This window comes from Alsobacter soli (assembly GCF_003004785.1).
Classification (GTDB): Bacteria; Pseudomonadota; Alphaproteobacteria; order Rhizobiales; family Beijerinckiaceae; genus Alsobacter; species Alsobacter soli.
On the sequence record NZ_PVZS01000004.1, the window covers coordinates 95,482 to 110,747 of the forward strand.

Annotated in this window: 9 protein-coding genes; 4 read left to right on the forward strand and 5 right to left on the reverse strand. The window is 67.2% G+C overall.

Annotated features, from left to right (window positions below; translation table 11 throughout):
• Positions 1-45 precede the first annotated feature (45 nt).
• Entirely contained in the window at positions 46-1,227 is a 1,182-nt protein-coding gene (gene wecB / locus SLNSH_RS04750) for a non-hydrolyzing UDP-N-acetylglucosamine 2-epimerase (protein WP_106335526.1), read from the reverse strand.
• 215 nt (positions 1,228-1,442) lie between these two features.
• On the opposite strand from wecB, the gene cobU reads away from it, so the two are divergent.
• On the forward strand, positions 1,443-1,979 hold the full coding sequence (gene cobU, locus SLNSH_RS04755) for a bifunctional adenosylcobinamide kinase/adenosylcobinamide-phosphate guanylyltransferase (protein WP_106335527.1): 537 nt from the start codon (positions 1,443-1,445) through the stop codon (positions 1,977-1,979).
• On the opposite strand, the gene treZ is transcribed toward cobU, so the two are convergent.
• Positions 1,970-4,060, reverse strand: a complete 2,091-nt coding sequence (treZ, locus tag SLNSH_RS04760; protein ID WP_342587855.1) for a malto-oligosyltrehalose trehalohydrolase — start codon at positions 4,058-4,060, stop codon at positions 1,970-1,972. The genes cobU and treZ overlap by 10 nt on opposite strands.
• Here treZ and SLNSH_RS04765 point away from each other — a divergent pair.
• The 3 genes from SLNSH_RS04765 to SLNSH_RS04775 all read left to right on the forward strand — a co-directional run bounded on the left by SLNSH_RS04765 (position 4,059) and on the right by SLNSH_RS04775 (position 7,300).
• The gene (locus SLNSH_RS04765) at positions 4,059-5,654 is read left to right on the forward strand and encodes an alpha-amylase family glycosyl hydrolase (RefSeq protein WP_106335529.1); all 1,596 of its coding nucleotides are present in this window, start codon (positions 4,059-4,061) and stop codon (positions 5,652-5,654) included. The genes treZ and SLNSH_RS04765 overlap by 2 nt on opposite strands.
• A gap of 163 nt (positions 5,655-5,817) precedes the next feature.
• Positions 5,818-6,579 carry a nucleotidyltransferase family protein gene (locus tag SLNSH_RS04770; protein WP_106335665.1) on the forward strand — a complete coding sequence of 254 codons (762 nt, stop codon included), beginning with the start codon at positions 5,818-5,820 and terminating at the stop codon, positions 6,577-6,579.
• Positions 6,572-7,300, forward strand: a complete 729-nt coding sequence (locus tag SLNSH_RS04775; protein ID WP_106335530.1) for a metallophosphoesterase family protein — start codon at positions 6,572-6,574, stop codon at positions 7,298-7,300. Before SLNSH_RS04770 ends, SLNSH_RS04775 begins: the two co-directional genes overlap by 8 nt.
• Before the next feature lie 30 nt (positions 7,301-7,330).
• Here the strand turns inward: SLNSH_RS04775 and SLNSH_RS04780 are convergent, their stop codons facing one another.
• The 3 genes from SLNSH_RS04780 to treS form a co-directional block, all read right to left on the reverse strand.
• Positions 7,331-9,628 (reverse strand): methyl-accepting chemotaxis protein, encoded by a 2,298-nt coding sequence (locus tag SLNSH_RS04780; RefSeq protein WP_106335531.1) that lies wholly within the window; start codon positions 9,626-9,628, stop codon positions 7,331-7,333.
• Positions 9,629-9,714: 86 nt separating this feature from the next.
• Entirely contained in the window at positions 9,715-12,006 is a 2,292-nt protein-coding gene (gene glgB / locus SLNSH_RS04785) for a 1,4-alpha-glucan branching protein GlgB (RefSeq protein ID WP_106335532.1), read from the reverse strand.
• Positions 12,006-15,266, reverse strand: a complete 3,261-nt coding sequence (treS, locus tag SLNSH_RS04790) for a maltose alpha-D-glucosyltransferase (RefSeq protein ID WP_106335533.1) — start codon at positions 15,264-15,266, stop codon at positions 12,006-12,008. The genes glgB and treS overlap by 1 nt, the downstream gene beginning before the upstream one ends.

Here is a 15,266-nt window from a genome sequence, read left to right on the forward strand (position 1 = left end):
CGGAGCAAGCGCAGGCTACCGCTGAACCCGGCTCACGCCCGACTGTCAGGCCTCGGCCGCGACCGCGATTGCGGGCTTCGGCCTGGCAGGCACGTGCAGAGGAGCCACGCCGGCCCGCTCCAGGAGATCGGCCACGATGCGGGCCGTGGCCCGGCCATCCCCGAACGGGTTGGCGCCCCCGGCCATGGCGGCGTAGCGCCTCGGATCGTCAAGCAGATCGGAAACGTGGCCGACGATGCGCGCCGGATCGGTGGAGACCAGGCGGGCGACCCCAGCCTCCACGGCCTCCATGCGCTCGCTGGTGTCGCGCATCACCAGCACGGGCTTGCCCAGCGCCGGCGCCTCCTCCTGGACGCCGCCGGAATCCGTGAGGATCAAGGATGCGCGCGTCATCAGGTAGACGAAGCTGCGATAGTCCTGCGGTTCGATCAGCGAGATCGCCGGGACGTTGGCGAGGTAGTCGAAGACGGGCTGGCGCACATTGGGGTTCAGGTGGACCGGATAGACGATCTGGACGCCGTCCCGCTTCGCGAGCTCGCGCAGGGCCGTGCAGATCCGGATAAAGCCGTCGCCGAAGCTTTCCCGCCGGTGGCCGGTGACCAGGATCATGCGCTTGCCAGCGTCCAGCCAATCGAAGCGAGCTCCCAGCCGGTCTCGAACCGGCCCGGGCGCGGTGACTTCGTCGGCCACATGAAGCAGCGCGTCGATCACCGTGTTGCCCGTGACCAGGATCGAGGACGCAGGGTAGCCCTCGGCCAACAGCGCGCGGCGGGCCTTGTCGGTGGGGGCGTAGTGGCGGTTGGAGACCACCGCCGTCAGGCGGCGGTTGGCCTCCTCGGGCCAGGGGCTCATGAGATCGCCCGTGCGCAGCCCCGCTTCCACGTGCCCGACCGGGACCTTGTTGAAGAAAGCGGCCAGGGCGGCGGCCGTGCTGGTCGCGGTGTCGCCCTGCACGAGCACGAAGTCGGGCCGGTAGGAGCGCATGATGGGGTCGAGCCCGCTCAGGACGCGGGCGGAGATCTCGGCGAGCGTTTGGTCGCCGGTCATGATGTCGAGGTCGTCGTCCGGCTTGACCCCGAAGATTGCGAGCGTGTCATCCAGCATGCGCCGGTGCTGGCCGGTGACGCATACGCGGGACTCGACGCCAGGCAGGGCGCGGAGGGCCATGACGATGGGGGCCATCTTGATGGCTTCGGGTCGGGTGCCGAAAACGGACAGAATGCGCATGCCAGCCTCGCGTCAGCGGCCACAGGGGGGCCGTCTCGTTGACCCGAGGGCAGCAAGCGCGAGGCCAAGTCTCCGCCACGCAACAACTCAAGGTTGCGGCTTCGGCTGTGCCGAAATCAACCTATGCGTGTCCCGGAGCGACCCCGGAGCGCGCGCCAAAACGGAACGGGGCAGGCGGACTGGACAGGCGGGGGCGGATAGGGTTTGCAGGAGGCATGACGCTCCCTGCCCTCACCCTCATTCTTGGCGGCGCCCGCTCCGGCAAGAGCCGGCACGCCGAGGCGCTCGTCACGGCCGAGGCCGGCCCCTGGCGCTACGTCGCCACCGGACAGGCGTTCGACGCGGAGATGGAGGAGCGCATCGCGCTGCACCGGGAGCGCCGGGGCCAGGGCTGGAGCACGGTGGAAGCCCCGATCGAGCTGCCGCAGGTCTTGCGAGAGCTTGGGCGCGAGAGCCCGGGCCCGATCCTGGTGGACTGCCTGACGCTCTGGGTCACCAACTTGCTTCTCGGCGAACACGACATCCCCGCCGCCGCCGCGCACCTCGAGCGCGCGCTTGAGGCCAACCGGGCGCCGGTGGTGCTGGTCAGCAACGAGGTCGGGCTCGGGATCGTCCCGGAGAACAAGCTCGCCAGGCGCTTCCGCGACGAGGCGGGGCGCCTGCACCAGCGGCTCGCCTCCAGGGCCGACCGCGTGCTGTTCGTCGTGGCCGGGGTTCCCATGGTGGTGAAGGAGGCCGGCCCTCAGCCCTGAGGCTGCTCTGCAGGTCCGGGCGCCAGCACGACCGCGGCCTGGCCGGGGATGCGCCATTGGGCGGGTCCCTCGACAAGGGGCGTTCCTGCCCCGCCATAGGCCGGCGCCTCGCTCGACCAAAGCAGGCGCCAGACCAGCCCCTCGGGCGGCGCCGCCAGCGGCTCGGCCAGGGAGGGTTTCACGAGGTCGCGGCCGAAGTTCACCAGCAGCAGGCGGTCATCTCCCTCTTCGGCGAAGAACCGGAGCAGGAAGGCGTCGGGTCCGATCACCGCCCCGTCCAGGCCATGGCCCCCCTGGGCGACGAAGACCGGGTCCTCCCGCCTCAGCCGGAGCAGGTCGCGGTGCAAGGCCACGATCTCGCCGTTCCGTTCCGCCTCGGTCCAGTCGAGCTTGCAGGCGAGGAAAGCGTCCTCGGATCCGGGGTCGCGGGCCGTCGCGGCTTCGTCTTCGCCCACGCTCTGGAACTGGTCGAGAAAGGCGCGCCGCCCGTTGCGGACGAGTTCGGCAAGCTGTCCGCTGTGGGAGGCGAAATACACGAAGGGTCGCCGGGAGCCGAATTCCTGTCCCTGGAACAGCATGGGAGTGCCGGGCAGGAGCAGCATGAGGGCGGTGGCGGCGCGCACATTCTGCGGACTGGCGCGGCGCGCAAGGCGATCGCCTGGCGCCCAGTTGGCGACCTGGTCGTGGTTCTCCAGGAAATTGACGAACTGCTCGGACCGCATGCCCCTGGCCGGCTTGCCGCGCCGCTGGTCCTGCCACGAATAAACCTGGCCCTGAAACAGAAAGCCGTACTTGGCGGCCGACACGAACTCCTGCGGGGAGCCCTCGTGATCCTTGAAGTAGGCCTCCGTCCGGCCGGTCAGGGCGACCGTGGCCGAGTGGTGCAGGTCGTCGTTCCAGAGCGCATCGAACCCATAGCCTCCAGCGTCGCGGGGCCGCACCAGCCTGGCGTGCTGCGGTTCGTTCTCTCCGACGATGATCACCGAGCGGCCCCGCGCGGCTTCGCGGGCGGACTGGGCCAGGACCGCGAGAACGTGCTCGTCGCCGTCGTCCATGATCGCCTGGGTGGCGTCCACGCGCAGGCCATCGAAATGGAACTCGTCGATCCAGTAGGCCGCGTTGGCGGCAACGAATTCGCGAACGCCGGCGCTGCCCTCCCCGTCGAAATTGACGGACTCGCCCCATTCGTTCGCGTGCTTGTCGCTCGTGTAGGGCCCGAAGCAGTTCAGGTAGCAGCCGTCCGGACCGAAGTGGTTGTAGACCACGTCCAGGATCACGCCCAAGCCGAACCGGTGCGCCTCGTCGACGAAGCGGCGCAGGTCATCCGGTTCGCCGTAGAGCCTGGTCGGCGCAAAGAGGTCGACGCCGTCGTATCCCCAGCCGAAGCGGCCCGGGAATTCATTGACCGGCATCATCTCGAGGACGGTGATCCCGATGTCGCGCAGGAAGGGCAGCTTGCCCATGGCGGCCGCCCATGTTCCCTCGGGCGTGAAGGTTCCAACGTGGAACTCGTAGATGACCTGGCCGGCCAATTCGACCCCGCCCCACGCGCTGTCGCGCCATTCGTACGCGGAGAAGTCCATCACCACGGAAGGGCCGTGCGGCCCTTCCGGCTGGAAGCGTGACGCAGGATCCGGGTAGGCGTCCTTGCCATCAAGGCGAAACCTATAAGTCGCGCCGGCGCCCAGGCCGGGCGCGAAGAGACTTTGATAGCCGTCGCGCTCAGGCTCGAGGCGCAGTTCCTCACCGTCGAGGACGAGGTCGACCCGTTCGGCGCGCGGGGCCCACACCCTGAAGCTCACGCCCCCTTCGACCAGTTCAGCTCCGATCGGATATCGCCGCCTCGCGGCGCCTCGCCCCGTTTGCGCCTGCACCATCGCCCGCCTCTCGTCTGACCAGCCTGCCGGCTTCGCGCCGTGCTTCAGCGTCGCCAGAGAACCCGCCAGCAAAGGTCCAGTTCCGCCCTTTTCAGGTGGAACCGTCGCCTGCCTGAGGCATTCGGCGGATACGCAGGACAAATCATCCGACCCCGCGCCGCGCGTCAGCGGAGGGGGTCTTGCGCGCACCAGGAGGACGGGCATGCCGGAGCGGACGTGGTGGAAGCGGGGGATCGTCTACCAGATCTATCCGCGCTCCTTTCAGGACTCGAACGGCGACGGCCTGGGCGACCTGGAGGGCATCCGCCAGAGACTCGATCACCTGGTCTGGCTGGGCGTCGACGCGCTCTGGATCTCGCCCATCTATCCCTCGCCGATGTGCGACGGCGGTTATGACGTCGCCAATTACACGGACATCGACCCGCTGTTCGGCTCTCTCGGCGCGTTCGACCGGCTCATCGCCGAGGCGCACCGGCGCGGCCTGAAGCTCATCCTCGACTTCGTACCCAACCACACGTCCGACCAGCATGCGTGGTTCAAGGAGAGCCGGTCGTCACGGACAAACCCGAAGCGGGACTGGTACATCTGGCGCGATCCCGGGCCGGACGGCGGACCTCCGAACAACTGGATCAGCAATTTCGGCGGCAGCGCCTGGGAGTTCGACGAGACCACGGGGCAGTACTACTACCACGCCTTCCTGAAGCAGCAGCCGGACCTGAATTGGCGGAATCCCGCATTGCGGCAGGCGATGTTCGACACGCTGCGCTTCTGGCTCGACCGCGGCGTCGACGGCTTCCGGGTCGACGTGATCTGGCACCTCATGAAGGACCCGGAGTTCCGGGACAATCCGCCCAACCCGGCCTACGCGCCGGGGCAGCCGGACATCAACCGCCTGCTGCAGGTCCACTCGGCCGACCACCCGGACATCTACGGCGTGATCGCCGAGATGCGCCAGGTGCTGGACGCCTATCCTGACCGGGTGCTCATCGGCGAGATCTACCTGCCGATCGAGCGGCTGGTGACCTATTACGGTCCCGACCTCACGGGCGCAAACCTCCCCTTCAACTTCCAGCTTATCCACGCGACCTGGCGCGCCCGGGATATCGAGGCGCTGGTGCGCGAATATGAGGAGAAGCTGCCCGAGGGTGGATGGCCCAACTGGGTGCTCAGCAACCACGACCAGCCGCGCATCGCGGCCAGGGTCGGGCAGGCCCAGGCACGCATCGCCGCCATGTTGCTGCTGACCCTGCGCGGGACGCCGACACTGTACTACGGCGACGAGGTCGGGTTGCCCGCCGTGCACATCCCGCGCGATCGGGTGCAAGACCCCTGGGAGAAGAACGAGCCCGGCATCGGCATCGGGCGCGACCCATCACGGACGCCGATGCCTTGGGACCGCACGCCGTTCGCAGGCTTTTCGACCGTCGAGCCGTGGCTCCCGCTAAACCAGGACTGGGAGACGCGCAACGTTGCCTCCATGGCGGAAGATCCGAACTCCATCCTGAGCTTCACGCGGCGGCTGATCGCGCTGCGGCGCGAGCGGAAGTCGCTCATGGTCGGACGCTACGTCCCGATCTGCGCAGACGATGCCGCGCTGGCCTACCGCCGCGAAGCGGGGGACGAGCAATCGATCGTGGCGCTGAACCTCACGGGCGAGGAGCATTCGGTGAGCCTTCCGGAACATTTGCATGGCGGCGCCGTGCTGCTGTCCAGCCTCGGAGGCCGCGAGGGCGAGCGCATCGGCGGCAAGGTCACCCTGCGCGGCAACGAGGGCCTGCTGATCGAGGCCGCGCGATAACCCGGCCGAGCGCCGGCTCGACGCCCGTGGCCTGCGGAACCGTGGCGCGGGAGGGCGTGTTGTTGGATGCGGCCGGCCAGCGCCGTGACCGGAACAAGCCATGGCGACGCCGCAGGATCCCAAAGTGCAGACTTCACCCGCGCCCGAGGCAGGCGTCCAGGCCATGGACGCAAGGGCTACGCCGGTGCTGAAGCACCCGGAGGCGGAGGCCTTCTACGTGGAGGCGCTGACCGAGCTCACGCAGCTCGGCACGCCCTACCTGCTCGCCGGCACCTACGCGCTCAGCGCCTATACGGGGATCTCACGGCCGACGAAGGACCTCGACATCTTCTGCAAGGCCGGCGACTACCAGCGGATCCTGGCCCACTTCCAGTCCATCGGCTACGCGGTCGAGATCGAGGACGAGCGCTGGCTTGGCAAGGTCTACAAGGGCCCGCATTTCTTCGATGTGATCTTCGCATCCTCCAACAGCACCATGCCCATCGGGGACGCGTGGTTCGAGGACGCGCGGCAGATCGAGGTGATGGGCCTGCCCGTGCGCATCGTGAGCCCGACGGAGCTCGTCTACTCGAAGTGCTTCATCCAGTTGCGCCATCGCTATGACGGGGCCGACGTGGCGCACACGATACTCAGAGCGCACGACCAGATCGATTGGCGCCGGCTGCTCGCCCACATGGAAGTGCACTGGGAGGTGCTGCTGATTCACCTCCTGAACTTCCGCTGGGTGTATCCGACCGAGCGGGACAAGGTCCCGAAATGGCTGATCGACGAGTTGCTGGACCGGCTCGGCCACCAGCGCCAGCTGCCGCCGCCACAGATGAAGGTGTGCCGCGGCCGCATGTTCTCGCGCATCGACTACGAGATCGACGTCAAGGAATGGGGTTTCGCGGATGTCGGAGGAGAAGGCGAATGGCGGAATGAATGAGGACGCGGCCCGCGACATCGTCAGGGTCGCGGCGCTCGGCGATCTCCATGTCAAGGAAACCTCCGCGGGGGCCTATCGCGATCTCTTCGCCGAGATCTCAAAGGCGGCCGACGCGCTGGTGCTGGCCGGCGACCTCACGGACCTGGGCCGCCCGAAGGAGGCGGAACTGCTGGCGGCGGACCTGAAGGCCTGCTCCATCCCGGTGATCGCCGTCCTGGGAAACCATGACCACGAGTGCGGCAGCGTGGACGAGGTGAAGCGCATCCTGCGCGAGGCCGGCGTCACGATCCTGGAAGGGCAAACCTGCGAGGTGGGCGGCGTCGGTTTCGTCGGCGTCAAGGGTTACGGCGGCGGGTTCGGCCGGCGCATGCTCGGCTCATTCGGGGAAAGCGCGACCAAGCATTTCGTCGCGGAGGCGATGAACGAGGCCATGCTGCTCGAAAACGGCCTGCGGCAGGTGCGCAGCAAGCGGGCCATGGTGGTGCTGCACTACGCGCCCATCGCGGAGACCGTGGAGGGAGAACCGGAAGAGATCTTTCCCTTCCTGGGCTGCTCGCGCCTCGCCGAGACGATCGACCGCTTCAAGGTGACCACCGTCGTGCACGGCCACGCGCACCGCGGCAAGTACGAGGGGCGGACGCCGGCGGGGATCCCGGTCTTCAACGTGGCCTACGCCATCGAGAAGCCGACCGGGAAACCCTACGCGCTCTTCGAGATCTGAGCGGCGCCGTTAAGGCGCCGTCCTGGCTTATCAGAACTCGTCCCAGCGGCTTCCCACCGCCTTCGCGAGCTTCGGAACAGTCGACGGCTGGGACTTGGGCGTCGGCAGCCGAGCCGTCGGACGCGCAAGCGCGGCCGTCTCGCGGGCCGCAGCGCCACCCTCCTTGGTCCGGAAGGCTTCCGCAAGCGCCCGCAGGCGCTGCATCTGCTCGGAGAGATGCCCGGAGGACGCGGCGCTTTCCTCAGCCAGCGCGGCGTTCTGCTGCGTCATCTCATCCAGCTGGGCGACCGCCTTCGTGATCTCCTGGATGCCGGTCGCCTGCTCACGGGAGGCGGACGAGATCTCGGCGACGCTCGCCGCGACGGTGTTGGAGGCGTCCACGATGCGCCCGAGCGTATCGCCGGCGGCTCGCACCAGCTTCACGCCGCTTGTGACCTCCGCGCTCGACGCGGCGATCAGGTTGGTGATGTCCTTCGCCGCCTCGCTCGAGCGCTGGGCGAGGGTGCGCACCTCCGAGGCGACCACCGCGAAGCCCTTGCCGGCCTCTCCGGCGCGCGCGGCCTCCACGGCGGCGTTGAGCGCCAGCAGATTGGTCTGGAAAGCAATGTCGTCGATCACGGTCGTGATCTCCGAGATCTTGCGGCTCGTCTGGTCGATACGCTCCATGGCGTCCACCGCCTGCGATACGATCTCGCCGCCTTCCTGAGCCACGGACCGGGCCTGCTGGGCGATATTGGCCGCATGGATCGACGCGTCGGCGCTCGCCTTCACGCTCGCGGCCAATTCCTCGACCGTGGAGGCGGTCTGCTCCAGCGAGTGCGCCTGGGCTTCCGTCCGGCGGGACAGGTCGTCCGCGCCGGAGCTGATCTCCCGGGATGCGTCCGCCACCTCCAGGGACATGCGCTGGATGTCGCCCACCATCCCCGAGAGGCGCCCGATCGTCCGGTTGATGCTGTCGCTCAGCTGGCCCAGGCCTCCACGATAGTGCTGGTCCACGGAGGCGGTGAGGTCGCCGTCAGCGACCGCGCCCAGCACGGCCGCGAATTCGCTGACCGCGGTTTCAACCCGGGACGACAGCGCGTTCAGGCCCGAGCTCATGTCCTTGGCGAAACCCTGCTTGTCCTCGATCGCGATGCGTTTCGAGAAGTCGCCCTCGGCCGCGGCATTTGCGAGGTCGGACAATTCGCGGTCCGCAGCCAGAACCGCGGTCATGTCTTCCCAGATGAGCATGGCTCCGATGCGCTCGCCGCTGCGGCTGACGACTGGACTGACCACGATGTCGAAGGTCCGATTGGCGGCCGGGATGCGGGCCCGGTGCACGCCCTGGAGGCGCGCGACCACGTTGCGGACATTTCGGGAATCGCGATGGAAGACGTCGATGCTGCTGCCAACCACGCGATCAGGATCGAAGCCCGGAGCGATGAAGCGGAACTCGTCGAGGTGATCGCGCATCAGCTTGAGCACGGACGCGTTGGCGTAGACGATCGTGCCGTCGTTGTCGGCCGCAAGCACGTTGAGCGGAGCCGTATCCAGGGCCGCCCGGACGCGCTCGGCCTCGATTCCGTCGGCTCGGAACTTCTTGATGGCGCGGGCGAGATCGCCCAATTCGTTGCCGCCGTTCCTGACCTCGACGCCGTCCAGGATCTCCTGGCCGTCCGGCAGCTGGAGAGAATCGCGCAGCCCGACGACGCCGTTTATCACCGATCTGCGCAGCCAGGCGAATATCCCGCCGAGAGCGAGAGAAATCAGCAGGCCGGAGCCCAAGATTTCGATCTGGAGAAAACCTTGAGAGGACTGCGCGGATTTCTGCGCTTCCGTCGTGGCGTCCTCGATCAGGTCGCCCATCTTGTCCATTCCGACCGCTAAGTCCTCGAAGGCGGTCGAAAAACTCCCTAGGTGCGACTCGGCTTCCCTGGGATTGGTGAAGGCGAGCTGGACGATCTCCCGCGCCTTGGCTCCGTAGGCCTCCGTATTCCTCAGCAGCTCAGGCTTCAAGGCCGAAACCGCCGGGGACAGGCCCGTGTCGGGGATGCCCCGGATGCCCTTTTCGAGCGCGTCGATGGCCTTCTCGAGATCCTTTTTGGTTTCGCCGGCCGAAGCGCCCTTCGCGCCGTCATGCAGGGCCGCGTACACGATGGCCTTTAGTTCGTCGTGGTGCATGTCCGAGAGCGTCTGGTTTCGCAGGACGGTCGTCATCTGCCGCATGTGCTCGACCGCGCGCTCCGTCTGTTGGACGCCAAGCAAAGTAGCCACGCCTGCGGCGGCGCCGACGAACGCCAAAGCTCCGAAGGCAAGCAGGCTGAGTGTCTTCAAACGAAGGGAGCGCATCGCTTCTCCATTGGTGGTTGTGGAGACCCAATACGCAATATTGCTGATGGTATTTACAAATGCGTTAAGTCATTTCGACTTTTGATTTATGACGCCTGCCGCTGGAGGATGATGGTGGCAAGCGGAGGGCAGGTCAGCACCAGCGAATGCGGCTGTCCATGGCTCTCCTGTTCCTCGGCTTCGAGCCCCCCCAGGTTGCCCATCCCACTGCCGCCGTACATGTCTGCGTCCGTGTTGACCACCTCGCGCCAGAAGCCGCCAGCCGGCACGCCGACGCGATAGCCAGCCCGGGGAACCGGCGTGAAGTTGCAGACCACAACCACGGGACGATCCCTGTCCCGTCCGAAGCGCGCAAAGGCGAGCACCGAATTGTCCCGGTCGTCCGCAACGAGCCAGGCGAAGCCCGCCGCCTCGAAATCGAGTTCGTGCATCGCAGGAATTTGCCGGTACGCCCTGTTGAGATCCCGGACGAGCGCCTGAACGCCGCGGTGGAGAGGGTCGGCCAACAGGTGCCAGTCGAGGCTCGCGTCGTGGTTCCACTCCCGCTCCTGCGCGAACTCGCCCCCCATGAACAGGAGCTTCTTGCCTGGGTGGCCCCACATGAATCCGAAATAGGCGCGCAGGTTGGCGAAGCGCTGCCAGCGATCGCCAGGCATCTTGCCCAGCAGCGATCCCTTGCCGTGCACCACCTCGTCGTGGCTGAGGGGCAGCACGAAATTCTCGGTGAAGGCGTAGAGCAGGCCGAAGGTCAGGTCGTGGTGGTGGTAGCGCCGGTGGATGGGCTCCTTGGACATGTAGCGGAGCGTGTCGTGCATCCAGCCCATGTTCCATTTGAAGCCGAAGCCCAGGCCGCCGGTGTAGGTGGGATGAGAGACGCCCGGCCAAGCCGTGGACTCCTCGGCGATCGTCATCACGCCCGGCGCGACGGAGTAGGCGGTCTCGTTCATGCGCCGCAGAAAATCGATGGCCTCGAGGTTTTCATTGCCGCCGTAGCGGTTGGGCACCCACTCTCCCGCCTTGCGGGAATAATCGAGGTAGAGCATCGAGGCGACCGCGTCGACGCGCAGGCCGTCGAGGTGGTAGCGCTCCAGCCAGAACCGGGCGTTGGCCACGAGGAACGACTGCACCTCGGCCCGGCCGAAATTGTAGATGTATGTGCCCCAATCCTGGTGGAATCCCTGGCGCGGGTCGGCGTGCTCGTACAGCTGCGTGCCGTCGAATCCGCCCAATCCGTGTGGGTCGTTGGGGAAATGGGCCGGCACCCAGTCGAGCAGGATGCCCAGTCCGGCCTCGTGCGCGGCATTGACGAAGAACGCGAAGTCTTCAGGGGTTCCGAAACGGCTGGTCGGGGCGAAGAGCGAGACCGGCTGGTAGCCCCAGGACCCGTCGAAGGGGAACTCCGTGATGGGCAGCAGCTCGATATGGGTAAAACCCATGTCGCGGACATAGGGGACCAGCCGTTCGGCCATCTCACGATAGGTGAGGAAGCGGTTTCCCTCCTCGGGAATGCGGGCCCACGACCCCAGGTGGCACTCGTAGATCGATATGGGCTTGAAGCGCGGATCCCCTTCCCCGCGGGTCGTCATCCAGTGCGCGTCCGACCAGGACGCCTCAGGTTCGCCATGCAGGAGCGAGGCGGTCGCCGGAGGTCGCTCGGCCTGGAACGCGACCGGATCCGCCTTGAGCGGGAGGAGGCCCCCGTTGCGGGCGCGCACTTCGAACTTGTAGCGGGAGCCCGCGGGAACCTCCGGCAGGAACAACTCCCAGATCCCGGCGCGATGGCGCAATCGCATGGGATGGCATCGGCCGTCCCAGTTGTTGAAATCGCCCACGATGCTGACCCGGCTGGCATTTGGCGCCCAGACCGCGACGGCGAAGCCCTCAGCCTGCCCGTATCGGCGGCGATGGGCGCCGAGGGCGCGGTACACCGTGTCGCTGCCCGCGTCGGCGAGGTGGGCGAGTTCCTCGTCGGTGAGGATCGCCATGAAGGAATAGGGATCGTAGATGACGGACGAGTCGTCCGCCGTCTCGACCCGCAGCCGGTAACCGGGGCGTCCTCCCGACTCGAACCGGCCGGTGAAGAAGCCTGCGGGGTGCCGGCGCTGCATGGCCGCGAGTTCGGTCTGACCGTCGAGCCCTACGACCCATACGCGCAACGCGCGCGGCAGCATGGCGCGAACCTCCCACACCCCCGGCGCCACCTCGTGCGGGCCCAGGACCGAGAACGGATCCCCGTGCTGGGCATGCGCAATGGCGGCGATGGCCTCGGGAGCCAGATCCCGGCCTTCAGGAGCGGCAGCGGGCCTATTCTCGGTTGCGCCTGCACGGTGCGCAGGCGCCTTGCCTTCGCCCTTGCCCGTCGTGTTCCGGCCAGCCATCAGCGCACCACCTCTCCGTCCAGGATGTCGAGAACGCCGCGAACCGGAATGTCGATCCAGTCGGGCCGGTTGTCCGCCTCGTAGCCAATCTCGTAGAGCGCCTTCGACAGGAGTTGCAGCCGGAGCAAAGCCGTGCGGGTCGCGTCGTCGCCCACCCAGGCGCGACTTCCCTGCGCTACCTCGGCATAGGCGGCGAGGAACACGCGTTCGACGAGCGTGAGCACGTCGCGGCCCGCCGACTCGGCCCTTCCTGCCCCGTCCGGCAGGCGGTTGCGCACGTGGCGCAGCGCAGTCTCGACCGCGTAGGCAAAGGAGCGAAGCATGCCGGCGACATCGCGCAACGGCGAGGACTTCATCCGCCGCTCGTGCACCGGGCGGCTGGGTTCGCCCTCGAAGTCGACGATCAGCACGTCATCGCGCACGATCAGCACCTGACCGAGGTGATAGTCGCCGTGGACCCGTGTCTTCACCGCGGCGACCGGCTCGCGCGCGAGCCGGTCGATGAAGTCGAACACGTCCTGGCGCCGTTCGCGCAGGGCGCCGAGGGCCGCCGCGGCCTGGTCGTTGGCGGGCACGGCGCGGGCCATGCTGTCGAAGGCCTTGTCTGCGAGCCTGCGCGCATCCTCGCAGACCATGCCGACGTCCTCGGCGCTCAGCGGCTCCGCCGCAAAGTCGGGGTCGGCCGTTTCGATCGCGAAGGCGCGATGCATCTCGGCCGTGCGGCGGCCCAGGATGCGTGCGTATGGCATGTAGGCCGCGAAGGTTTCATCGACGGGGTCGGCGAGATCCGGCGACACGAGAGCAAGGTTCTCGAACTCGCGCGACAGCGCATTCACCGTCCAGCTCCAGGCGTCGCCCTGGTTGCGGACAAATCGCTGGAGGATGGCCAGGGAAGTCCTCGCGCCGTCCGGCGCGACGGCTTCGACCGAACCAAGATAAGACGGCGTGGCCTCGAAGCCGGCCTGCTCCGTGAGGAAGCGCGCGACCTCGACTTCCGGGTGTACGCCCGGCTGGATGCGGCGATAGATCTTCAACAGCAGCCGGTCGTCGAACGCGACCGAGGAGTTGCTCTGCTCGGCGCCAAGTCGGCGGATTTCGAGCTTCTCCAGGCCGTGCTCGGACGCAAGCGCCGGCGCGCCGGTGAAACGGATCTCGGCGCCTGCCGTGGTTCGCAGCGTTTCACCCCTTTGCATGGCCTGGACCATGGCCAGGGCGAAGTCAGGCGCGGCGTCGGCGTCGACCATAAGGCCCGTGCGAGGCCCCCGGCGCACCTTCGCAACGGCGTAGCCGAGCAGGCCTTCGTCCTCCCTGCCCTCCTGGACCGCGAGCGGCGTGAAGTATTCCTGGGTTTCGCCACCGTTCAGGTCGACCACGAGCCGCGGAAGCAGATAGCTGCGGCCCCCGGCCTCCAGAAGGGCGTGCTCCTTCACGCCGACATGGGCGATCTTTCGTCCCTTTCCGGCGAACCAGCGCCGGCCTGGAAGGAAGGAGGGCGCGACCGTGCGTTCAAAGGCCGCTCTTTCGCGGCCCTCCAGCACGCTGTCCGCCCTGCCGGTCAGGACGAGGGTGAACAGCTCAGGCTGGGGCTTGGGTCCGAAGCGGGTCTCGGCCGCCACCACCTGAGGCCGCAGTTCGAACCAGTAATAGCCATAGGCCGGGAGCGTGAGCAGATACGGCAGGTCGCCAATCGGCGGAAACACGGATCCTGCGGTCATCTCGACCGGAGTCGCACCCCGGAATTCGGCCATGTCGAGCTCGACCGCCTGCGGGGCGCGCGAGATGTTCACCACGCACAGGATCTTCTCGTCGCCGTACTCGCGCAGATAGGCCAGCACCTTCCGGTTCGACGGATACAGAAAACGCAGCGTGCCGCGCCCGAACACCTTTCGGCCGCGGCGCACCGCAATCAGCCGGCGTGTCCAGTTCAGCAGGCTCGCCTGGGCGCCGAGTTGCGCCTCCACGTTCACCGCCTGGAAGCCATGCAGCGGATCCTGGATGGCGGGCAGGAACAGGCGGGCGGGATCAGCGCGGCTGAAGCCGCCGTTGCGATCCGGCGACCATTGCATGGGCGTGCGCACGCCGTCGCGGTCGCCGAGATAGATGTTGTCGCCCATGGCGATCTCGTCGCCGTAGTAGAGGACCGGCGTGCCGGGCATCGACAGCAGCAACGAGTTCATCAGCTCGATCTTGCGTCGGTCGTTCTCCAGAAGCGGCGCGAGCCGGCGCCTGATCCCCAGGTTGATGCGGGCGCGGCGGTCGGAGGCGTAGAAGCTCCAGAGGTAGTCGCGCTCCTGGTCGGTCACCATTTCGAGCGTGAGCTCGTCGTGGTTGCGCAGAAAGATGGCCCACTGCGCATTCTCCGGGATCTCCGGGGTCTGGCGCATGATGTCGGTGACGGGGTGCCGGTCCTCCTGCGCGATGGCCATGTACATGCGCGGCATCAGCGGGAAGTGGAACGCCATGTGGCATTCGTCGCCCTCGCCGAAGTACTGCGCTGTCTCCTCCGGCCACTGGTTGGCCTCGGCCAGCAGCATGCGGTCGGGATAGCTCTCGTCGAGGGCGGCGCGGATCTTCTTGATGACGGCGTGGGTCTCTGGAAGGTTCTCGCAGTTCGTGCCGTCGCGCTCGATCAGGTAGGGGATCGCATCCAGGCGCAGGCCGTCCACCCCCATGTCCAGCCAGAAGCGCATGACGTCGATCACCGCCTCCAGGACGCGGGGATTGTCGAAGTTCAGGTCGGGCTGGTGGCTGTAGAAGCGGTGCCAGTAATAGGCCTTGGCGACTGGATCCCACGTCCAGTTCGACTGCTCCGTGTCGAGGAAGATGATGCGCGTATCGACGTATTTCCGATCGGTGTCGGACCAGACGTAGAAGTCGCGCGCGGCGGAGCCTGGACGCGCGCGGCGGGCGCGCTGGAACCAAGGGTGCTGGTCCGAGGTGTGGTTGATGACGAGTTCGGTAATCACCCGCAGCCCACGATCGTGCGCGGCGCGGACGAAGCGACGGAAATCCCGCATCGTCCCGTAGGACGGATTGATGTCCCGGTATTCGGAGATGTCGTAGCCGTCGTCCTTGAGCGGCGACGGGTAGAACGGCATCAGCCAGATGGCCGTGACGCCGAGGTCCTTGATGTAGTCGAGGCGCTTCGTCAGGCCCTCGAAGTCGCCGACGCCGTCGTCATTGGCGTCGAAGAACGACTTCACGTGGACCTGGTAGATGATGGCGTCCTTGTACCACTGAGGATCATTGCGTTCGAGCAT